The organism is Thermococcus sp. GR6, assembly GCF_012027415.1.
GTDB classification, from domain to species: domain Archaea; phylum Methanobacteriota_B; class Thermococci; order Thermococcales; family Thermococcaceae; genus Thermococcus; species Thermococcus onnurineus.
Genome location: NZ_SNUM01000001.1, coordinates 745,704 through 767,027, shown reverse-complemented (window position 1 = coordinate 767,027; position 21,324 = coordinate 745,704). Strand labels below are relative to the sequence as shown.

The 21,324-nt window shown below is 51.1% G+C and carries 22 protein-coding genes and 1 tRNA gene; 11 read left to right on the top strand and 12 right to left on the bottom strand.

Annotation, left to right across the window (positions count from 1 at the left end; genetic code table 11):
* The first annotated feature begins 86 nt into the window (after positions 1-86).
* Positions 87-1,013 (top strand): zinc ribbon domain-containing protein, encoded by a 927-nt coding sequence (locus tag E3E32_RS04305; RefSeq protein WP_167730423.1) that lies wholly within the window; start codon positions 87-89, stop codon positions 1,011-1,013.
* Here E3E32_RS04305 and E3E32_RS04300 read toward each other — a convergent pair.
* Together E3E32_RS04300 and E3E32_RS04295 are read right to left on the bottom strand one after the other, a co-directional pair.
* Positions 1,010-2,086: an NOG1 family protein gene (locus E3E32_RS04300; RefSeq protein WP_167730422.1), complete on the bottom strand. Its 1,077-nt coding sequence runs from the start codon at positions 2,084-2,086 to the stop codon at positions 1,010-1,012. The two genes, E3E32_RS04305 and E3E32_RS04300, sit on opposite strands and share 4 nt — an antisense overlap.
* Before the next feature lie 62 nt (positions 2,087-2,148).
* Entirely contained in the window at positions 2,149-2,955 is an 807-nt protein-coding gene (locus E3E32_RS04295; protein ID WP_167730420.1) for an MBL fold metallo-hydrolase, read from the bottom strand.
* A gap of 57 nt (positions 2,956-3,012) precedes the next feature.
* Between E3E32_RS04295 and E3E32_RS04290 the strand changes: the two genes are divergently transcribed.
* From E3E32_RS04290 to E3E32_RS04280, 3 genes are read left to right on the top strand one after another with little or no spacing between them, the layout of a single operon-like run.
* Complete coding sequence (locus E3E32_RS04290) at positions 3,013-3,828, top strand: undecaprenyl-diphosphate phosphatase (protein WP_167730983.1); 816 nt, start codon at positions 3,013-3,015, stop codon at positions 3,826-3,828.
* Positions 3,825-5,084: a bifunctional sugar-1-phosphate nucleotidylyltransferase/acetyltransferase gene (gene glmU / locus E3E32_RS04285; RefSeq protein WP_167730419.1), complete on the top strand. Its 1,260-nt coding sequence runs from the start codon at positions 3,825-3,827 to the stop codon at positions 5,082-5,084. Before E3E32_RS04290 ends, glmU begins: the two co-directional genes overlap by 4 nt.
* Before the next feature lie 59 nt (positions 5,085-5,143).
* Positions 5,144-6,190 carry a DUF835 domain-containing protein gene (locus E3E32_RS04280; protein WP_370456354.1) on the top strand — a complete coding sequence of 349 codons (1,047 nt, stop codon included), beginning with the start codon at positions 5,144-5,146 and terminating at the stop codon, positions 6,188-6,190.
* 7 nt (positions 6,191-6,197) lie between these two features.
* On the opposite strand, the gene E3E32_RS04275 is transcribed toward E3E32_RS04280, so the two are convergent.
* Positions 6,198-7,373 (bottom strand): CBS domain-containing protein, encoded by a 1,176-nt coding sequence (locus E3E32_RS04275; RefSeq protein ID WP_167730982.1) that lies wholly within the window; start codon positions 7,371-7,373, stop codon positions 6,198-6,200.
* 142 nt (positions 7,374-7,515) lie between these two features.
* On the opposite strand from E3E32_RS04275, the gene E3E32_RS04270 reads away from it, so the two are divergent.
* Positions 7,516-7,602: transfer RNA gene (locus E3E32_RS04270), tRNA-Ser, on the top strand.
* A gap of 90 nt (positions 7,603-7,692) precedes the next feature.
* On the opposite strand, the gene map is transcribed toward E3E32_RS04270, so the two are convergent.
* Positions 7,693-8,580, bottom strand: coding sequence for a type II methionyl aminopeptidase (gene map, locus E3E32_RS04265; RefSeq protein ID WP_167730415.1), 888 nt, complete (start codon positions 8,578-8,580; stop codon positions 7,693-7,695).
* 98 nt (positions 8,581-8,678) lie between these two features.
* Between map and E3E32_RS04260 the strand changes: the two genes are divergently transcribed.
* Both E3E32_RS04260 and E3E32_RS04255 read left to right on the top strand, forming a co-directional pair.
* Entirely contained in the window at positions 8,679-10,160 is a 1,482-nt protein-coding gene (locus tag E3E32_RS04260; protein ID WP_167730413.1) for a TrkH family potassium uptake protein, read from the top strand.
* The gene (locus tag E3E32_RS04255) at positions 10,157-11,011 is read left to right on the top strand and encodes an ATP-binding cassette domain-containing protein (protein WP_167730411.1); all 855 of its coding nucleotides are present in this window, start codon (positions 10,157-10,159) and stop codon (positions 11,009-11,011) included. Before E3E32_RS04260 ends, E3E32_RS04255 begins: the two co-directional genes overlap by 4 nt.
* Here the strand turns inward: E3E32_RS04255 and E3E32_RS04250 are convergent.
* The 7 genes from E3E32_RS04250 to hjc form a co-directional block, all read right to left on the bottom strand.
* On the bottom strand, positions 10,971-11,801 hold the full coding sequence (locus E3E32_RS04250) for a hypothetical protein (RefSeq protein ID WP_167730409.1): 831 nt from the start codon (positions 11,799-11,801) through the stop codon (positions 10,971-10,973). The two genes, E3E32_RS04255 and E3E32_RS04250, sit on opposite strands and share 41 nt — an antisense overlap.
* Positions 11,785-12,339 (bottom strand): class IV adenylate cyclase, encoded by a 555-nt coding sequence (gene cyaB, locus E3E32_RS04245; protein WP_167730408.1) that lies wholly within the window; start codon positions 12,337-12,339, stop codon positions 11,785-11,787. The genes E3E32_RS04250 and cyaB overlap by 17 nt, the downstream gene beginning before the upstream one ends.
* Positions 12,336-12,890 carry an archaemetzincin family Zn-dependent metalloprotease gene (locus E3E32_RS04240; RefSeq protein ID WP_167730406.1) on the bottom strand — a complete coding sequence of 185 codons (555 nt, stop codon included), beginning with the start codon at positions 12,888-12,890 and terminating at the stop codon, positions 12,336-12,338. Before E3E32_RS04240 ends, cyaB begins: the two co-directional genes overlap by 4 nt.
* On the bottom strand, positions 12,887-13,285 hold the full coding sequence (locus E3E32_RS04235) for a DUF86 domain-containing protein (RefSeq protein ID WP_370456353.1): 399 nt from the start codon (positions 13,283-13,285) through the stop codon (positions 12,887-12,889). The genes E3E32_RS04240 and E3E32_RS04235 overlap by 4 nt, the downstream gene beginning before the upstream one ends.
* Positions 13,286-13,432: 147 nt before the next feature.
* Complete coding sequence (locus E3E32_RS04230; RefSeq protein ID WP_167730404.1) at positions 13,433-14,470, bottom strand: lysyl aminopeptidase; 1,038 nt, start codon at positions 14,468-14,470, stop codon at positions 13,433-13,435.
* 75 nt (positions 14,471-14,545) lie between these two features.
* Positions 14,546-16,072 (bottom strand): hypothetical protein, encoded by a 1,527-nt coding sequence (locus E3E32_RS04225; protein ID WP_167730402.1) that lies wholly within the window; start codon positions 16,070-16,072, stop codon positions 14,546-14,548.
* Positions 16,062-16,463, bottom strand: a complete 402-nt coding sequence (gene hjc, locus E3E32_RS04220) for a Holliday junction resolvase Hjc (RefSeq protein WP_167730400.1) — start codon at positions 16,461-16,463, stop codon at positions 16,062-16,064. The genes E3E32_RS04225 and hjc overlap by 11 nt, the downstream gene beginning before the upstream one ends.
* A gap of 71 nt (positions 16,464-16,534) precedes the next feature.
* Between hjc and E3E32_RS04215 the strand changes: the two genes are divergently transcribed.
* The 4 genes from E3E32_RS04215 to E3E32_RS04200 all read left to right on the top strand — a co-directional run bounded on the left by E3E32_RS04215 (position 16,535) and on the right by E3E32_RS04200 (position 19,450).
* Entirely contained in the window at positions 16,535-17,059 is a 525-nt protein-coding gene (locus tag E3E32_RS04215; RefSeq protein ID WP_167730980.1) for a gamma carbonic anhydrase family protein, read from the top strand.
* 6 nt (positions 17,060-17,065) lie between these two features.
* A complete protein-coding gene (gene uppS / locus E3E32_RS04210) occupies positions 17,066-17,860 on the top strand; it encodes a polyprenyl diphosphate synthase (RefSeq protein ID WP_167730398.1) in 795 nt (264 codons plus the stop codon).
* Between the two features lie 100 nt (positions 17,861-17,960).
* On the top strand, positions 17,961-18,641 hold the full coding sequence (locus E3E32_RS04205; RefSeq protein ID WP_167730396.1) for a TBP-interacting protein: 681 nt from the start codon (positions 17,961-17,963) through the stop codon (positions 18,639-18,641).
* 65 nt (positions 18,642-18,706) lie between these two features.
* Positions 18,707-19,450, top strand: a complete 744-nt coding sequence (locus tag E3E32_RS04200) for a hypothetical protein (protein ID WP_240910561.1) — start codon at positions 18,707-18,709, stop codon at positions 19,448-19,450.
* On the opposite strand, the gene E3E32_RS04195 is transcribed toward E3E32_RS04200, so the two are convergent.
* Positions 19,440-21,320, bottom strand: coding sequence for a threonine--tRNA ligase (locus E3E32_RS04195; RefSeq protein ID WP_167730394.1), 1,881 nt, complete (start codon positions 21,318-21,320; stop codon positions 19,440-19,442). The two genes, E3E32_RS04200 and E3E32_RS04195, sit on opposite strands and share 11 nt — an antisense overlap.
* Between the last annotated feature and the right edge of the window lie 4 nt (positions 21,321-21,324).

Here is a 21,324-nt window from a genome sequence, read left to right as displayed (position 1 = left end):
GTTCGGTTCTGACGTCTTTGTGTCAACTTTTCATGAGTTCCAAACCCTTATATGGTATGGCGACCAATTTACAGTGATGGTGTCCTATGGAGAATGAATATTCCCGAGCTGAGAAGATACTTGCAACCCTTTTTGTCATTTTCCTCCTTCTGGCGAGCATCAACTTTCTTCGCGAGCTTGAACGCATCCCTGCGGAGCCAGACTATTCTGATTACCAGACCAAGTACGGAATAGACGAGCTCCTCGACAATCAGAGCAGGCTACTTACCCTGGAACGGGAGTTATTTAAAATGTATCAAGTGGCCGAGGACAACCTGACTGAGGCGGAGAGGGTTTACCTCTTCAAGCGCGAGGAGTACCGCCTGGCCATTGAGAGTGGCAATGCCACGGAGGAGCTGAGGCAGGAATACCTTCAGGCAAAGGAGAACTACGAAAGGGCATACGCGAGGTATTTAGCAGCTAAAGGCGCTTATGGAGAGGTCCACCGGCAGTGGATGGAGCTGAATGCGCTTATAGGCGAGATGAACGCAAAAATCTGGGACGAGTACAATCGGGAGTATCAGATTTACAGGCTCAAAGTCCTGGCGCTAAAGCTCCTCTTCGCCCTGCCGATTTTCATAATCTCATTCCTGCTCTTCAGAAAGCGCAGGAACATCTACACAACCTCTCTGATAGCCTACTCTTCACTGCTGCTCATCTACCTAATCCTCTCAGCGATATGGAGCACGATCCAGATGATAGGGCTGAGTCTGTTCGGGGCAGGAGCTTCAGCTGCGGCGCTCTACTACCTGAGGAAGGAGTACCTCAAGCCTGAGAGGGTTTACAGACGCAGGATAGGACAGAACAGGTGCTACCGCTGTGGATTTTCGGTTAAGGATGACTACCTCTACTGCCCCAACTGCGGGGCAAGGCTGAAGGAAAAGTGCGAGAACTGTGGGGCAATGAGACCGCTCTATCTGGAGTTCTGCCCCTACTGCGGCGTCAAGGTTGAGAAGATGGGAAAAGAGAGCTAGAATTCCTCTTCCCTGAACTTCTTCAGCTCCTTCTCCATTATTTTCCGTGCCTGCTCCTCGACCATTGGCTGTACCAACTCTATGACGCGTCTCTTGAGCTCGTCTAGCCCCTCGCCGTTCAGCGCTGAAATCCTCAGCGGCTCAAGGCCTTTACTCTTAACGAACTCCTCGACCTGCCTAATCTTCTCCTCGTCGGCGATGTCCACCTTGTTGAGGACAACTATGAACGGGAAGTCTTTGAACTCCTCGTAGATTTCCTCGAAGAGGTGCATCTGCTCCTCAATGGGGAAGCCGCAGTACTCTGACGGGTCGAAGATATAGACTATCACTCTCCCAAGGTGCTTCAAAGCGAGAATTGCCTGCCTCTCGATTTCGTTCCTCTCGCTCAGCGGCCTGTCGAGCAGTCCCGGGGTATCAATGACTTGGTACTTGAGGTAGTGCTCCTCGAACTGGCCGACATTTATGCCCTTTGTGGTGAACGGGTAGCTGGCAACTTCAGGCTTCGCGTTAGTCAGGGCCCTCAGCAAAGTACTCTTGCCAACGTTTGGGTGGCCGGCTATGACAACGGTTGGAAGTTCCAGATCAACGACCGGTAAATCTTTGAGGACGTTTCTTGCCTGGTTGAGGTACTCAAGGTCGTCTCCTATCTCCTTAATAACGTCTGCAACTCTTCCGTAGAACTGCCTTCTAAGCTTGGCTATTTCTTCAGGGTCTCTGGAGTAGCGTATCTTTTCAACGTATCTCTGCTCAAGGTTCCTTATAGTCTTTATCGCCCAGTTGACGTGGGCCAGCGAGCGGTGGAACTGGTCCCGGTCAACGAGCGTGTCAACCAGGTCCTGGTAGAACTTCGGAAGCGTCGAAACGCCCGGCGTTCTGTCGAGTATCTTTCTGAGGTTGTCCCTTACTACATTGGAGACCGTTCTGACCCTAAGCTCCTCCCTTTGCCGAGCTTTCATTACCCGGTTGCCCTTGGGGGTAAATGCTGATGCGGCTTTTTCAGCCCTTCGGAAGGCTTTATCGATGAGCTCATCAGCAGTAAGGACAGTTGGCATCTTCTCGAATGGGTTCTTCATCTCTCTCACCTCTCCTTTTCTCTCGCGGTGGTTAGCTTTTCGGCGGGGTATTTAAAGGTTCGCTAGAGCTCTACCGTTTTGCCCACGTGGAGGGGTTCTATTCTATCCCCAAGTCTCGCCTTCAGATAGGCGTAGGAGTCTATGCCCGTACAGTGGCCTGCGTACAGCTTCTCGGCGTCAATTCTCTCAACTACGTCATCAAGGAGTTCTTTGCTCGCACCGAGGAGATGCAGCCCTCCGATTAGGGCTTTAACGGGCTTCCCCAAAACGTCTTCGGCGTGCCAGGCTATGTTAAGAACTCCGGAATGGCCGCAGCCAGTGATAACTGCAGCGCTCTCTCCCAGGTCGACTATGAGAGCGATGTCGTCCCTAACGGGGTCTTTGATGAGCTCCCCTTTATCTTCGAGATAACCTACCGCCCTGTCCCAGGCTCTTCTCTCGATTTCGCCGGAGCTGATGAAGCCGGACGCGAACTCGAGGGGCTTCTCGCTTAAAATAAACTCGGCTCCAAGAGCTTCAAGCTCTTCCCTCGTGAACGGAATCCCTATATCGCGCCTGTGTGGCTTAAGTGCTATTCTCCTCCGGAATATCTCTGGATGAGCTATCACCTTGATAGGTTTTCCCCTCGCTTTGAGGAACACTTTAAGCCCGCCCGTGTGGTCGTAGTGACCGTGGGTGATGAATATGTAATTGATTTTTCTTGGTTTTACTCTGAACTCCTCCATGTTGTTGAGAAGGATCCTCCCGTCCATTCCAGTATCAACGAGAACCCTAACTCCCCGGTGTTCCACCAGGGCAGAGAAGCCATGAGCCCCGAGGAGGCCCTTTTTAAAACCCGAGTTATTTTCGTAGAGAACCGTCAGTTTCATATCACTCCCTCGAAAAGTTTATGTTCCCGTAGGGTTAAAACCTTTCATGTGGTCACCATGATATATCTGACTGAATACTACCTCCCCCTGATTTCGGGCATCATCGTTGCACTGTCCTCGTGGTTTCCAATCAGCCCCGAAGGGTATTCTGTAAACCTAATGCTCCAGAGTATTGATCCGCTGTACGAAAGCTACCTTGTCCCCGCTTATCTGGGGATTCTGTTCGCTATCCTGTTCCATTTTCGAGAGAAAATAGCTACGGGCGCCCAAAAGGCTATCAGGATGAGCATTGACCCGGATGGAAAGTTCGTCTTTTATTCCTCGCTGTTTACAGTTTTCATCGGGTATCCGGTGGTTGTGGGACTTCCGGAAATCCTCAGCCCAAAGACCGCGGACATAATTAACGCCATCATTGGCCTGGTCATGATTACCGCCGGACTTTTAATGGCCAGACGCGTTAGCGTCCCTCTGAGGGGCGTTGATGATTGTCTCCGAGAGCATGAGGATGAACCCACGCTCATCGACTCCCTGGTTGTCGGTTTGGCCCAGGGAATTTCTCTTATTGGGGGCATATCGAGGAGCGGACTCACTTTAACGGTCCTCCTGAGCACGGGGGCGAGCGTAAAACGCGCCCTTGAGCTGAGCTTTCTCGTCGCCCCGCTGTACCTCATTATGCGGCTTGCGTTTATAGAGAGCTGGGATCCGGACCTCCCAGTGGCCCTTCTCTTTACCGCATTCCTCGCATCTTTCGCTACAAGCATTCTCACGATGAACCTCCTTCTCAGGCTCGCGGAGTCCTTGAATAGGAGGACCTTCCTTATACTCTTCGGTTCAATCGCGGTGATTGTCTGTATCTTGGGGGTGATCCTTTGAAGGCTGTAGTGCTCGCCGCTGGAAAGGGTGAAAGGCTGAGGCCCCTCACAGACGACAGACCGAAAGTTGTACTCAAGGTTGCCAACAGGCCGATAATCGAGTACGTTCTCGAAAACCTTGACCCGTTTGTGGACGAGTTCATCCTGATAGTCAGATACCAGAAAGAGAAGCTGATTGAAGCCCTCGGAGATGAGTTCAACGGAAAGCCGATAACCTACGTTGACCAGCTTGAAGGGGAAGGAACTGCCAAGGCCATGGAGTCAGCTAAGGATTATATTGAAGGAGAAGAGTTCATAGTTGCCAACGGCGATATCTACTTCGAGATAGATGGCATTAAGGAGCTCATCCAGGCATTCAAGAAGGAAAAGGCAGATGCTGCAGTGCTGGTTAAAGAGTTCGAGGATCTGAGTCACTTCGGAAAGATAGAGGTGGATGGAAACCTCGTCAAGGCTGTGCTGGAAAAGCCCGGAAAGGTCTCCGGTTACGCTAATCTCGGTGTCTATATCTTCAAGCCCGATGTTTTTGAATTCATCTCAAAAACGCCGCTGAGCAAGAGAGGGGAGTACGAGATAACCGACACACTGAACCTTATGATAAAAGCCGGAAAAAAGGTAACCTACGCGGCCTATTCCGGCTACTGGAACGACGTTGGAAGACCGTGGAACCTCCTCGAGCTCAATGAGTACCTCCTAAAGAATAAGCTGAGGCACGAGATTAAGGGCATAGTGGAGGAAGGTGCGACTCTCGTTCCCCCTGTTGAGATTGGTGAGGGAACCATCATTAGGAGCGGTGCCTATATCATCGGCCCAGTGAAGATTGGAAGGAACTCTCGTATCGGCCCAAACTGCTTCATAAGGCCATACACGAGTATAGGTGACAACTGCCACATAGGCAACGCCGTCGAAGTTAAGAATTCCATAATCATGGATCACAGCAACGCTCCCCACATCAACTATGTGGGAGACTCGATAATTGGAGAAAACACAAACCTTGGCGCTGGAACGATCACTGCAAACCTCAGACATGATAAAGGCAACATAAAAGTCGAGATAAAGGGCAAACTCGAGGACTCTGGAAAGAGAAAGCTTGGGGCGATAATAGGCCACAACGTCAAGGTGGGCATAAACGTGACCATCTACCCTGGCAGGAAGATAGGCAGCAACTCCTTCGTCGGGCCGGGGGTTGTTGTGGATAAGAACATACCAAGCAACAGCCTCGTGGTAGTGAGACAGGAGAAGGTGGTGATGGAAAGATGATTTGGGGGGATATTATCCCACATGTTAACTTTCTTTCAAGATGGTTGCTGTTTTTTGCCGTGGCGTACAAGACGTATCAAACCAAGGAAAAGGGCTGGGCGCTGTTGAGTGCTGCCTTTTTCATTAATGCTCTCGATGTTGAGAGCTACATTTTTGACCCCCTAGGTATTGAACTAAGCTCTGAGGCCTACAGAATCGTCTCCGAGATCCCCAACTTCTTCATAGCGACTCTACTTATCTGGGGAGCAATTCATTTAAAGTACGAGGTGAGCAAGTTAAAACACATTGTGTATCTCTCAGTGTTTCTGGTTGCCTCGTATGTATGGTTGCTTCTCTTAGCCACTAATGTCTTTGGGGATAACTTTATCCTGAGCTCCCTCTTTCCGTCCTTTGCCTATGGCGGAGCCCTTATATACTTCGGCTTGGTGCTGAAACGCCATAAGATTTCAGGCCATGGTATAGATGCACTGTTTCCATGGGGCTTGATACTCCTTGGAGCTTTGAACCTCACGTATCCGTTTACCAGGAATCTCGATCAGTTCGTTCCAGTAGGATTTTCTCTTGGCGCTCTTTTCAGACTCATAGCCGCTGTGGGGGCAATCAAATTTGTGTTCAACCCTTTTCCCCATATTGAAGTTTCAGGTAAGCAGGATATTCCCTCGGGAGCTTTTCTTTATTATACAAAAGATGACGTCTCTGGGAAGTTTGGCAAGTGGGAAAGCAAGTCAGGACTGGTTATGATAACACGCGAGGATATCAACAGGCTCAAACAGTGGATAAATCCCAAAGCTACAGTATTTTGGATAACAAGGGCCAAGGAAGGCAGGCTGCATGACTCTCCTGCGATCTATGCCATAAGCCCAACTAAGATAGACATACTTATGGATTTTATAGCCAAAGCATTGCAAGGAGGCTACAGTATCGTCTATATAGACGCCATTGAGTACCTCATTCTAGAGAATGGCTTTGAGAACGTCTTTAAGTTCCTTCTAAACATAAAAGACAGAGTGCTGACTAGAGGGGGGACAATGATACTGGTAGTGGATCCCAATGCCCTGGAAACGTTCCACAGAAAAATGCTGGAAAGAGAATTTTCAGGGGATTGAGCCCCTTTCAATCCAGTCCCATCTTTTCAAGGAAGCGCTTGTAGTAGTGAGTGTCCTTCTCGAGCTCGGCCTTCTGGAGGAGCTGCCTCTCTATTGCCCTCAGGGCATCGTGAACAGCCTGTATTGCTCCCCAGGTTTCTCCGGTCGCGATGAAGATGCCTCTGTCGGTAACTACTCTCATCCTTGCCTGATAGAGGTAGACTCCCCTGAACTTCTCGCTGAAGCGCCGGATGTGGAGGTATATTATACCCTCATTGCCTAGCAGGTCTTCATAGCCATCCACGAAGCGTTTGATGTCCTCTATAATTCTCTCTCTGGTGAAGTCGCTCAGTAGGGCGGCGTCTCCTCCGAGCTGGAGGTAGAATCTTGCTTCCTTCTCGACCATCCTTGAAATCGGCAGGAGCAAATCCTTGATGGTAAGGATGCCTTTAACTTTCTCGTTCTCATCTACAATGATAAGGCCATCGATGTTGTTGTCTATCATTATTGCAACGGCTTCTTGGACAGTGGCATCGGGCAGTATGGTAATGACGCCCCTTATCATGACCTCCCTGAGCTGGGTCGAGAAGGGCGGTATCTTCTCGCCGACGAGTTCACCAGTCTGAGCCCTGAAGCGCGGCTTTATAAACCTGACTATGAGGTCGTGGAGCGTAACGAGGCCATCAAGCTTACCCTCTTCGTTTACGATGGGTATCCTTGATATAGAGTGGTCGCGCATCGCCGCTAAGGCTTTGGCAACCGTGTCGTCTGGCTTGAGAGTGATGACGTCCTTCGTCATGAACTCCTCTACCTTTCTCTTTCCGAACTCTTCCTTAGCGATCCTGTCCAGGAGCATTAAATCGCTTATGACTCCAATTATTTCAGCTTTGCTCTCCCCAACCGGAAGGGAACGCAGGTCAACCTCAATCATAAGTTTGGCGGCCTTGCTTAGATCCTCATCCGGTTTGATAACTGGAGCGGTCTTATAAACATCCTTAACCTTAGCCTTGGTGGGATCCCACTTGAGGTGGGAGTGTATAATAAGGTCTTGAGTCAGGACACCCTTGTATACGTCTCCGTCGAAGACCAGAATAAGGTCGGGGTCTTCCTTCTCAAAGATGCCAATCGCCTCAGAAAGCGGGGCGTTGATGTCTATCTTCTGGAACTTGTCGGTCATAACCTCCTGCACAAGAATACCGACCATTTCTGCCACCTCCTTCATTTTATTATTAGGGCGCCCAATAATTTAAACCTTTGCAATCCCGACCCGATAGGTTTTAGTTAAGTTAAGTTAATAAATTTTTCGCGGAAAGGTTTATAAAACTCGCACGAGAACTCCAAACCGCGCCGGGGTAGCCTAGCCTGGGAAGGCGCGGGACTCGAGATCCCGTGGGCGTCCGCCCACCAGGGTTCAAATCCCTGCCCCGGCGCCATCTGCCGAGCCCGTTGGGGTCTTTTCCTTCCTTACACTTCCTTCCAAAGCTATTCTTGGGGAAATTAAAGGGTAGAAAAGAGGCTTTCAGTCAGGTGGTTATGTAAGCCCCCTCCTTCTCGACTATGACAGTGTGCTCGAACTGAGCAACGAGACCGCCGCGGACTTCCCTCAGTATCGGGTAGCTGTATATCGCCCCAACTCTATCGAGCTGGGCTAGGGCTAACTTAAGCTGGCCTTCGGGCATAAACCCCTGGAGCCACCGGTATGCGAAGGGAAGGCCGTTGTACTCCCTCTTTATGTGCATGAGCACTCTTCTTGCCTGGGCCATCCTCACTGGCCTGTCTCTGAGATACATAAAAATCAGTGCCGGCGGAACCTCAATGACCTGTCCTGCCCCAGTTGTGGCAAAGGGCTCTATTGCTATCACGTCGCCCTCCTTCAGCACGTAGCTGTCCGCTGGACGGTAGATGTTGGGGATTGAGATACCGGCGTGGAGTTTATATCTCTCTATCTTGTGACCGCTGAGGTTCACTATCGGGTTGAAGCCGTATCCTCTAATGGTTTCTTCTATGGCCTTTCCAATCTCGTTTATCTTGATTCCGGCGCGGATGATGTTTATAGCGTTCTCGAGAGCCTCTCTCGCAGCTATCATCAGGTCGTCCTCTTCCATTCCGACCCGGAAGGTCAGGGCGGTGTCGGCTATATAACCATCAACGTGAACCCCAATGTCAACCTTTAGGTAGTCGCCCTCCTTTAGAACGGTCTCGTCGCCCTTGTAGGGCGTGTAGTGTGCCGCTATCTCGTTTATCGAAAGGTTGCACGGAAAGGCAGGCTTTCCGCCGAGCTCGATTATTCTTCTCTCCACGAACTCGGCTATATCATAAAGCTTTGTCCCTGGCTTTATTAGGCTAATTACTTCTTTCTTGACCTGTCTGGCTATCTCTCCAGCTTTTATGAGGGCCTCCCTTTCATCCACGTTCTATCACCAGGATAAGAAAGCAGTCCCCGCCCTTAAACCTTTCCACCCAGGAAAAACCTTTTATTTGGTGCAGACCCTACCTCTACGGTGGGCCCATGCTCGAGCTTGGCAAGTACATCAATGTATCAGACGATCTCTTCGTAGTCAAAAACCTGATAGGTGCAATCCTCCAGGGCGTCGGTCTTGCCTATCTCTTCCCGATACTGCTGGCCTGGTTTTATCCCGATGAAATCGACTACGTAATCTACTTTGCAATCCCTGGGATATTTAGTATCCTCTTTGGCGCATGGCTCGCGAGACACATGGGGAAGATTGAGGACGTCAATTTGAGACAGGCGATGGTCTCAGCAGCTTTTACATGGCTCTTTGCGTCTTTTATAAGCGTCGTCCCCTTTATGGCTATTGGAGGAATGTCGTTCGTTGATTCTTACTTCGAGAGCATGTCTGCTTGGACTGGGACTGGACTCACCATGATGAGCAACCTCGAGAGCTATCCCCACATTCTCCTCTTCTGGCGCTCTTGGATGCAGTGGCTGGGTGGAATTGGTATCGTCCTTGTCGCCCTTACTATACTCATCCGTCCGGGGGTCGCAGCGGCGAGGCTTTACAGAGCCGAAGCTAGGAGCGAGAGAATCCTGCCGAACCTCGTCAACACATCGAAGGTTATTTTCGAGATTTACTTCGTTCTCACCCTGGTAGGTGTCTACCTCTACTATCTCAATGGCATGCCACTTTTTGATGCCATCATACACGCTATGACTGGCCTTGGCACGGGTGGTATGAGCAGCCACGACCTGAGCATAGGCTACTTCAACAGCACCGCAATAGAGGCAGTCACGATTTTCCTCATGATAATGGGTGCCGTTAACTTCACAGTTCACTACAGGGTCTTCCGGGACAGACACCTGAAGCCCTTCTTTGAGGACGTCCAGGTTCGCTACATGTTCGTGTTCCTCCTCCCGACAATAGCGGTAATGGCCTTCAGCCTTGCCCAGATCGGCGATGCCATTGGCGATGCCCTCAGACAGGCGGTCTTCCATGCGGTTTCTGCTATAACCTGTACTGGATTCGGGATAGCGGATCTCAGCAAATATCCCGAACTGGCCAAGTTCATGATAGGAATACTCATGGTCATAGGAGGCGGTGCTGGAAGCACTGCAGGCGGTATAAAGCTCATCCGAGTTACACTGATGTACGAAAGCCTCAAATGGACGATTCAAGGTGCGATACTGCCTAGGGGTGCGATAATCAAGAGGAAGGTTGGGAACTACCTATTCAGCGACGAAGATGTTCAGGAGGTCATGAGCTTCACCATGACGTACTTTGCATTCCTTCTCATCGGAACTGTCTACACTATGGTTCGCCTTGGGACGAGTCTCGTTGATTCCTTCTTTGAGGTGGCTTCTGCCCAAGGAAACGTCGGTCTCAGTGTGGGCATCACGTCTCCAAGTCTTCCCGTTGACATGAAGATTCTCCTCATCCTCCACATGTGGATAGGCAGGCTGGAGATATTCTCAACGCTGGTGTTCATAATAAGCGTCTTCTTCCTCGCCCCCAGGGTGGTGGGCAAAAGATGAACGTGATAACCGTTGAGAACCTTAGCTTCAGGTACAGAAGGGCAAAGGAGTATTCCCTGAGGGATGTTAGCTTTGAAGTCAAGAGAGGTGAGCTCCTTGGAATAATCGGCCCGAGCGGGAGCGGGAAGTCGACGCTCTGTCTGACGCTTAACGGTATAATTCCCCACTCGATAAGGGGTGACTTTTCTGGGGAAGTCATCGTCCGAGATCCTGGAACGGGAGAGGAGTATAACACCATAGAAACCCCAGTTGCGAAGCTTTCAGCCGTTGTCGGACTAGTTCTCCAGAACCCCGAGAGCCAGCTCTTCAGCATGACAGTCGAGGAGGAGATAGCATTTGGCCTGGAAAATCTCGGCCTGGACCGGAACGAGATAATGAGGCGCCTTCGCTGGGTGCTTGAGGTTTCTGGTCTTAAAGGTCTTGAGAAGGAGTTCCCCCCCAACCTGAGCGGCGGCCAGAAGCAGCGCTTGGCGATAGCGGCTGTCCTAGCAATGAAGCCTTCAGTCTTGGTTCTCGATGAGCCAACCTCCCAGCTCGATCCCGTGGGGAGAAATGAGGTTTTGGGACTCGTTTTACTCCTCAGGAAGGAGCATGGAATCACAGTCGTCTTGGTGGAGCATCATACGGATTACATACTCCGCTTCGCAGACAGGATAATCGTCATGGATAAAGGATCGATAGTACTCGAGGGGAAGCCCCGGGAGATAGCGGGGGAAGCCGAAACTCTTAGGAGACTCGGTATAAATCTTCCCCCAAGCCTTGAGATATCTTACGAACTTAAAAAGAGGGGTTTAATAAGCCGGCTGGCTCTCACTGAGGAGGAACTTCTCTCCGGGATAAGATCTCTCTGAGGTTTAAGGCCTCACCAAGGAGTGAGTGCTTCAGATCGTATAGCTTGAGCATGAGCTCGAACCTAGCATCGGGGTCTTCTACTTTCTCCGCCATTTTAAAGGCCTCCTCAAGTATTCTGAGAGCTTCCTCTCTGTTCTGTGTTCCCTCTATGGAGGCTATGTAGTAGAGCGCCATGGCCTTGTGGAAGGGGCTGGCAATGTGTTTAATTATCAGCTTTGCCTTCTCTTCCTCTCCTGTGCGGTAGAACATCTCCGCCAGATGTACAAGGACAACATCGAGCTTCTCAGGCTCGCGGACCATCTTCATGGCATAGCCTGCCTTGTCCAGGAGGCCTAGTCTTATCAGGTTCATCAGTATCTCCCTGATTATATCATCGTGGTTTTCTGCCAAGTTAATGGCCGTGCGAAGGGCTATGTCTCCGTTGAGTTCGTCATCGAGCCGGTAGAATAGAATTGCCAGATCAGCCATCAGCAGTGCCCGATACCGAGGATTGAAGAGGGCGTTGACTACGGGTATCGTCTCCTTTATTCTCTCCCGCGTTCTGCTGACATCTTCCTCGTTTAGTGTGCCGGTTTGCTCCCCCTCGTCCAGTTGCTCCACGATGGAGCGTATTACCATTCTCAGGGCCAGGAAGATGTTGTGCTCCTTCTCAAGGTTCTTTATCTGTTCTAGAGCCTTGTCTATCTCCTTCATTTTGAGGCATTCCTCAATTTCCTCTAGGATTTCGAGCTCGGACTTCTTTTCCTTCTCGCCTATGATGGATTTGAAAAAATCATCCAGCTTCCCCATGATCCACCTCCTTCTCAAGCATCAGCTCAAGGTAGGAACGCCTCTCGAACTTCTTGACCCCGAGGGAGGCCAGTATCTCCCTCAGTACTCTAACGGTCTCCTCCACGACCTCCTCGCTCTCAGCCAGCGCTTCTATCTCGATGAACTTTCCGAGACCCTCAACCTCGTCGAGTGCTATGACGATGCCCTTATCGACGTAGTACTTCTCCCTGGTTTTCTCGACGGTCAGCACCTCTTTGAAGCCTAGACTCTCAAGGATTTCTGTATGCTTGTCCGGATCGCTCAAGAGGATCTCTATCTCCTTTCTCGTCTTCGAATTGGGATCGATTTTCGGCCCTTTATAGGTCATAAGGGCCTCGAAGTGCCCGTTGAAGCGTCTTATCCTGATCCTTAAAGCTTCGTCCGTCTTGGCAAAGTCCCGACAGGGATGCTGAAAGTAGGTGTCCTCGTGGTACTCCCTTCTTATCAGCTTGAAGTTCTCTCTCACCCTCTCAAACACTTCGTCGTCTGCATAGCCCTTAACCTCTATCTCTATCATCTTCCAACCCCCAAGTTCCTCTCAAGCTTCCTCAGGCAGGTGGGACAGTAGAGCGGCCCCTTAACGTCTGTATCAATAATCGAGTTTGAGAAATGCATGACGCATTCTCTGTTCGGACAGTGGGAAAGACCAAAGACGTGCCCGAGCTCGTGCATGGCCTCTTTGATCGCCCGTTCAACGAAGAGCCTCCTGTTAGGTAGCTCCTCATAGAACTCCGGCCTGAGACGGAAGGTGGAAATAACCGCCGCCCCAAGCCTCGAATTGGCCAGACCGAAGATGAAGTTCAATCCCTCCTCATAGAGGTCGAGCGATGTAATCCCGAGGACTGCTCTTGCATTCCTCATCCTCCCAAGCTCCGAGAGTGTTATCAGAAAAGCTCTCCCAAGGAACTGCCTCCTTGAGGAATTGTATGCCTCCAAAAACGGTTCTGGAGGGATAGCGTCGGATATCTCAACAGTGAGGCCGAAACGTGAATAATACGAACCTATGAACTTCGCTATCTCCTCGGTTGCGGCCCCATCAACGGTTCCTATGGGCACGATGAGTATCACCCCTCAACACCCCTGAGGAAGCTGAGGAGCTCCTCAACGTATTCGATGTATTCCTTCATGTTCCTGAAGGCTATCTCATCGTTCATGAGGTCGTAATCGTAGATGAGTACCTCCCTCAGCTGGGCGAGGAATTCCGCTTTTTCGGCAGTCTCTTTTGGCAGGGTGCCCTTCTCTTTGAGGAACTTGATAAGATCGGAGTACGAAAGGGCTATTATTTTCTTTTCTCGTCCAAGCTCCGAGAGGCCGTCAAGGAGGGCCTGTATGGCGAACTCAAGCCTCTTATATATTCCATCCTTTGCTAGGCCCATCAACTTGAACTCCTCAAGGGAATCCGGCATTGCTCCCTTTATCAGCTCGATGCTCTCAACGATGTATTCAACGTCCACTTCCCACACCTATAATAGGTTGGGGAGACGATGAAATAAACTTTTCCCAGCGTGGGATGGAGAAGAGAGCTGAAATAATCAAAGGAAAGGGCTGGATGCCGGGTTCTATCCCAGAGGAAGTTGCGCCACGAACGTGGTATCATGGAGTGAGATTGCTCACGGAGTGAGGTCCATTGGTCTGAGCTCCTCAAGCATGTACTTGGCGAGCTTTACCGTGAGGTCGATGTCCCTAAGGTCAGCGGTCTCGACCTGGCTGTGCATGTACCTTATCGGTATGCTCAGAACGGCAGTTGCGACGCCCTGGCGGTTTATCTGCATTATGTTGGCGTCCGTTCCGGTTGGCCTTGGGGAGGCTTCGACCTGGAGTGGTATCTCGTACTTCTTAGCAATCTCATCGGCAAAGGTCCTTATCTTGGGGTTGATGTTTGGCCCAACGTCCATAACCGGACCACCGCCGAGCTTGGGAACTATCCTGCCCTTGTCGCCGACCTGCTTGGCGAAGGTGACGTCCATGGCGATACCTATCTCCGGGTCGATGGCGTAGCTGGCAACCCTCGCACCCCTGAGGCCGACCTCTTCCTGAACGCTGGCCACGAAGTATATGTCAGCCTCATGATTCTCGATGGCTCTGGCAGTCTCAATCATCGCGTAAAGGCAGACACGGTCGTCGAGGTAGGGCGTTGCAATTCTGTTCTCGTTGAGCTGGGTGAAAGCTGGGGCAAACTCGCCGATGGTTCCAACCTTGAAGCCCATCTCTTCGGCCTCTTCTTTGCCCTCGGCACCGACGTCAACAACAATGGTGTCCCAGTTCGCCGCCTTCTTCCTGTCTTCGGGCTTCTGGAGATGCGGCGGTATGTGGCCGACCACTCCAAAGCGCTCGCCCTTCTCGGTAAAGAAGCGAATCCTCTGGGCAACCAGAGTCCTCGGGTCAACACCGCCAACGGGGACGACGTGGAGGTAGCCTTCCTTGTCGATGTGGTTTACCATGACGCCTATCTTGTCCATGTGGGCGGCGATCATTATCTTTGGTCCATTACCCTTCTTGTGGGCTATAACGTTGCCGAGCTTGTCGACGTAGATTTCATCGACGTAGTCCTTCAGAGCCTCAATAACAACATCTCTTATTCCGAGAAATTCGTAACCGGAAACACCTGGAGCTTCGACGACCTTCTTCAAAAGTTCAATGTTCACCATGGCTTTCGCCTCCTTTAGATTTCCCTCTGAAGGTATTCGGCCTCCTTAATAAGGTTTACGAAGAGAAAAGAGAAGTCAGCCGAGGATGACCTGAAGGTAGGCCTCCTCGCCGGGCTCGAGGTGCTCTATCTCCCACACAACCCTGTTGTCCTCCACTTTCGCGCTTCCCTTCGTGGCCCTGGCACCTAGGGCAGTAACTCCCTTCTCGAAGCGGAAGTTGTCAATGCTCCTCAGTCTGGGAGCCTTAACTTTAACGAAGTAGTAGCGGTCGAGCCTCTCCTCCTGGATAATGGGCATGAAGAACGCTGCGTAGGACGTTCCGGCGAGCAGGACGCCGGCTATGATGAGTATTGCCGCGAGAGGACCATAATCCTTTGGCGGCTGCACGGGGGTGGTGGTCGTGTTCGAGGGCGAGCTGGTAGTGGTGGTTGGCGTTGGTGTGGGCGTTACCGGTGGGACGACCTTGGCACTGGCCTCGGCTCCCACGTACCTGCTGCTCTCGGCCTTGAGCATAATGGTTCCATAGCCCGTTTTCTCAAGGTCTACAACCGCTATTCCCGAAGAGTTCGTGACAGCGTAGTCCTTGCCGAGCGGTCCTGATGCGGTAACTGTTATGTTTGGAACGGGCTCCCCGGTGGAATCTACCACCTTCACTAGAAGTGTCTCGTTTTTCTGAAAATAGCTCAGAAAGAGCTTTTTCACCTCTACGAAGGTCGTAACGATCTTTCCGTCGAGATTGAGAACTATCTCGTAAGTCCCCGGCTGGTTCACGAGGTAAGAGACGGTTCCATCGTCGTCGGTTTTGAAGGGTACACCATTTATCCTGACGGAGATGTCGGAAACGCCCTTTCCGTCCTCATCGTACACGTGGACGTAGATTGCTCCGTCCCTGAAGTAGGCATCGTATCTCAGGTTCCTCTGGTAAACGCGGAAGGTTGCCGTTGCGCTCTTGAATCTGCCGCTGAAGTTGGCCCAGAAGTAGATTATGTAGTTCCCGACCTTCGGCGTGATGAGGGTGAGGTTCTTTATCCAGCTCTCACCTGGCTTCAGGTAGATTGTGGTCGAGAACGTCTCGAGAACATCACCATCGCGGGAGAGGGTATATCCTATTCTTCCTATGATGACACCGTTCGCCTGGGATGTTATCCTGAGGACAGCCGTGATGTTGCCCCCGTAAGTGTACTCGTCGCCTACGTCGATCCTGAGGGCGTAGTCGACAAAGGTCTTCACACTGACAGTTATTTGGGCCTCTGAATAGCTGGAGCCGGCCCTCGCGACGAGGGTGAGTGTGTATTTTCCGGGATCGACGTTGAGTATCTTGACGGAAAGCGTGTCCTGAATCGTCTCGTTCGGTTCAATTGGGTCTCGAATCACCTTGCTCTGGTAGAGGAAGCCCTCCGTTGGGCCGGTGATGTAAACCGTGACGTTTGAGAGTGTCTGGTTTCCAAGATTTATGAGCTTGAAGGGGATTATTATGATGTCCCCAGGAACACCTGAGAATTCGTCGTTGAGCGGGATTATGGCGAGCGGCGACTGGGCACTTATCGCCGGAAGAAAAACCGGAATCATCAGGATTACCAGGAGCAGGCCTCTAAGCTTCACCCTTTATCACCCCTTCGAGGGACTTCTGCTTTCCAACAACTTCATCAAAGGTTAGATAGTTTGGTGTTTGCAGGCTAACCTTATAGTTTTTGCCGCCGCTCTCCAAGTTCTCCGGGTAGAAGAAGCGCCAACCGTTGTTTATGAACTTGACCGCAATTATAGGTTTTCCTCCAAACCTCTCCGCAAAGGAAATGAGCTTCTCGTAGTCTTCCCTGCTGAAGTAGAGCTTCTCGTCGTGGGTGCTCTTCACCTCTATGCAGAGGTAGAGCTTTCCGTTGCCGGCTATGATATCAACCTTCTTGCTTCCAGCCGAGCGAACAACCGCGAAGCCGGCCTTCTCGAGCATCTTTATGAGCTCCCTCTCGGCGCTTGCGCCTCTTCTGTATCGCATTGCACTCCCTCGGACTATCTTGTCCGGTTAGGTTTATAAGTTATGTCGAGGAGTTAAGGGCGGTGATGAATATGGCGATTTACGAGTTCGAGGGAAAGAAGCCTAAAATTCACGAGACCGCTTTCATCGATGAGACTGCCTCGGTCATAGGAGACGTTGTCCTTGAGGCGAAGACGAGCGTCTGGCCGTCTGCAGTCCTGAGGGGAGACATAGAGCAGATTTACGTTGGAGAGGGCTCCAACATACAGGACAACGTGAGCATACACACCTCCCACGGCCAGCCGACGATCATAGGAAAATACGTTACCATCGGACACAACGCCGTTGTCCACGGGGCGGAGATAGGCGACTACACCATCATAGGCATGGGCGCGATTATCCTTGACGGCGCCAAGATAGGCAAGCACGTCGTCATAGGTGCAGGTGCCCTCGTCCCTCCGGGCAAGGAGATATCAGACTACAGCCTCGTTGTAGGCGTTCCGGGAAAGGTCGTCAGGCAGCTCAGCGAGGAAGAGATTGAGTGGACCAAGAAGAACGCTGAGATTTATATAGAGCTCGCCGAAAAGCACCTGGGAAGCAGGAAGAAGATTGAGTGATGCCTGATGATATCCCGTTTGGTTTCACATATCCCTCACATTTTATTCAAGCCCGCCTACGACCTCTATGAAAGCTACCTCCTCGACAAGGTTAAGGGAGGTCGCATTCCGAAGCACGTAGCTATAATAATGGACGGCAACAGGAGATGGGCCAGAAAGCTCGAAAAGCCCCCCTGGTATGGTCACCTTTTTGGTTCCCGAAAGCTCGAGGAGATTTTGGAGTGGTGCCGCGAGCTTGGAATAAGAACCCTTACCGTTTACGCCTTCTCCACGGAAAACTTCAGGCGTTCCCCGGAGGAGGTAAACGCCCTCATGAACCTCTTCGAGGAGAAGTTCCGTGAGCTCGTGAATGATGAGAGGATCCACAAGTACGGCATCCGTGTAAACGTTATAGGCAGGAAGGAGCTTCTCCCCGAGAATGTGAGAGAAGCTGCTGAAGAAGCCGAGAGGGTCACTAGGAAGTACAACAACTACACCCTCAACATAGCTTTGGCCTACGGTGGAAGGAGCGAGATAGCAGATGCAGTGAAGGAGATAGTGGACGACGTTCTGGCCGGAAAGATAAGCCGGAAAGACATCGACGAGGATCTCATTAAGAAGTACCTCTACTACCCCAACATGCCTGACCCGGACATCGTGATAAGGACGGGTGGTGAAGTGAGGATAAGCAACTTCCTGCTCTATCAGATAGCCTACAGCGAGCTCTTCTTTGTTGATGTGTACTTCCCCGAGTTCAGGAAGATAGACTTCCTTAGGATAATCCGCGAGTACCAGAAGCGGCAGAGGCGCTTCGGAAGGTAGCGTTCTTTAATCGGGACCTTCTTCTGGCAGAACCACCCTTTTTAAAATTTTCCGCTAAAGCTTATTAACATTGGACGAGATTTTTCCACGGTGGTGATTAATGAACTACGAGGAGCTCAGCCCGAGGATCAAAAAAGTTTATGCGCAAGTGAGATACCTTGATGACTATCACTGGAAGATCGAGGGTGACAGGATAATCGGAATTCACAAGAAGAGCAACGTTAGAATCACCATAGACGTCGCTGACAACAAGGAACACGCCGAGAAGCTCTCAGAGAAGAAAGCCGATGGAATCAGGATAATCGCAATTCCTGACAAGAACGTGTTCTACATTCACAACGGGGCTTTCATTCTCACCTACCGCTACCTAAAGGCCACTCTTGCAGACATAAACGACCACATAGTCTGGAGCGGCTTTAAGGTCGTCGAAGGAGAGGGCGGCCTTATTCAGGAAGACTTCTACGAGTACCTCGGGGGAGTGCTTGTCCAGCACATAAAGAACAACATGCTCACCGGCCAAGACTACGTTTTCTGGCAGTTCTATAAGTGCGAGCAGTGTGGCAAGTACGTGGACGTCGAAAGCCTTGAGAGTCACCTCAAGGGACATGGAATAAAGCACCACGAGAAGGGCGAGGAGAAGTACGAGGTCTTTGAGATAAACTTCCGGGAAGGAAAGGTCTACGACAAGTACGGCAAGGAAGTGCCCATGGAAAAATTCAGTGAAGAGGCCAGAGACTTCCTCAATGAAATAATGGCTGGCATGACGGGTCCCATTGAGTGATTCCTTCTTTTTTCTGTTGATGCAATCAGCGGGCTGGAATCCAGTATACAGCGTTCGTGGAGGTGATGGCAGTGATGGAGATGAACGTCATTGACATCTTCCGCAAGGAGGACTTTTCCGGTTCAACAGTTAGCATAATTTATGACGCCTACTCTTCCGCCTGGCAAATTTCTTTGTTGCTCTTGCGCTATGGTCTGGAAAACGGATACTTTGGAATCGTCTCAAACTACACTATCCCACTGAATGCGTTTATGAGAAAGGCAGGGACTGTTGGCCTCAATGTCATAGAAGCGCTGAAGAATGGAGAGATGGCAATAATAGACCTCTTTGGTTCAAGGTACCTCTCAAAGGAGGACATTCCAAACGTCTTCTACCTCGATAAGGTCGAGCCAGAAACTCTGAATCCGAAGATCGAACGCATATATACCACCAATTTGAAGGAATATCTCTCGGAGAAGCCAGCACTTCGCCTGATATACACTCTCGATGGTGCATCCCTCATGCTGGGTGAAGATAACACCCTAAAGCTTTTGAACCAGACCCTCGCTTCAAGGAGCATTGAGCTTCCCAACTCCACGCTGGTTCTTGCCATCAATCAGGACGTAGTCTCCCGGCGCTTTGTTGCGTGGGTAGCGAGCATAAGTGATTACGTTATTCTTGCAAGGTCTCGGCTTGACGAAGATGGTCCAAGAGAGTTCCTTTATCTGATAACAGCTCCATACGAAGAGTTTGAGCCAACGGCCTATTCCTTCAGAGTCACAAAAGACAAAGGAATAGAAAAGCTAAAGGTACGAAAGATTAGCCCCTGAACTTGGGCCTCTTCGAGAGGAGAAGCGGCAGCGGCCTCGGCTTGTAGGGGAAGCCCTCAGTCTGGCTCCTTATCTCCCTTATGAGGTCCTCGAGCTGCATCTCAACCTGCTTTCCGTCGCTCCTTCTTCTGACGGTTATCGTGTTCTGCTCCTTCTCGTTTCTGCCGACGACGATAACGTAGGGAATCCACTCCTTCTCGGCCTTTCTTATCTTCTTGTTGAGCCTGTCGGAGGTGTCATCAACGTCGACGCGAATCTTGGCACCTTCGAGCTTTCCTGCAACGTAGAGTGCGTAGTCGAGAACTTCTTCGCTAACAGGAATGACACGGACCTGTATTGGGCTGAGCCAGAGCGGGAACATCGGTTTGATGCCCTTGGACTGGAGCTTGGCCTGCTTCTCGAGGATTGCGTACATAACCCTCTCGATGGCGCCGCTTGGCGAGCAGTGGAGGATGAGCGGGTACTTCTCCTTGCCGTCCTCGTCGTAGTAAGTTATGCCGAACCTTTCGGCGTTCTCGACGTCTATCTGGACGGTGCTAAGGGCGGCAGCCTTGTCGAGGTTGTCCACGAAGTTGAACTCAAACTTGAGTATGAAGTAGAAGAACCTCTGCTTCCACATCTCTATCAGGACGGGCTTGCCTATTATCTTTGCCAGCTCGACGATGAAATCTCTGTTCTCGTTCCAGAAGTCTTCGGTGAACCTTATGGCCACCTCGTAGTCCTCTGGAGTTAGTCCAACGCCCTTAAGAACCTCCATACTGAGCTTGTACTGCTTCTTGAACTCGGCCATGGCTTGCTTGAGATCCCTTGCGACGGTGTGCATATCGGGCATCGTAAAGGCCCTAAGTCTTCTGAGGCCGGAAAGCTCACCGCTCTTCTCGCGCCTGAAAGAGTATCTAGTCAGTTCATACATCCTCAACGGCAGGTTGCGGTAGCTTATAATGGCATCCTTCTTGATGAGGAACTGGCCGAAACAGGCAGCAAAGCGGAGGAAGAACTTCTTGTCGCCGCTCTTAACGATGTACTGCCTCGCCGGGAAGCGGTTGAGGTACTTTTCAAGCGCTGGGTGCTCGAAGTCGTACATAATCGGGGTCTCGACTTCCATCGCCCCGTACTCAACGACCTTTTCCGTGACGTACTGCTCCAGCAGTCCCTTGATGAGCCTGCCCTTCGGGTAGTAGCGTAGGTTTCCGGGGTCGCTTCCCGGTTCGTAGTCAACGAGCTCCTGCTCGAGCATTATCCTAACGTGAGGTGGTTCTTTGTCGGCTATTCTGCTCTTGCTTATTTCATAGTTGGCGAACTTTCTGAGGTTCTCGTGGCCGGTGAAGTCGAACTTGTCAACCTCTATGAGCTCACCTTCGGGGGTTAGGATGTACCAGTAGCTGACGAGCTCCTCCTCTTTCTTGAGTGCTTCTGGAACCTCTTCTTCAGCCTTGGCCTCGCCGCTCGGGACTATCGTCCTGCTGAGTTCGGCCAGAGGGTGGCCCTTGCAGCTCAGCTTGAAGGCCTTGTAGTAGCCGAAGGGGGCGCGCTTGACGTTGAAGCCCTCCTCCCTGAGCTTCTCTTCGACCTTCCTGAGAACCTCCAGGGCGACGTCTGGCTTGGCCAGCTCACTGCTGAGGTGGGCAAAGGGGTAGACGAAGACATTCTCGGCTTTAACCTGGGAGGCAACATCTTTGATTTCGTTAACGGCCTTCTCGACAACCTCATCGGGATTGGTCTCATCGACTTTTTCAACGCTTATGAAAACCGCCAGAACCTCCTCCAGGCGGCCTTTCTTCTGCTCCTCGCTTATTGGCTCTGGGTTTTTCAAGGCCTTGTCTTTGACCTCGTACTCCAAATAGTCGCTGTGTATTAGAAGCATTCTCATCCTT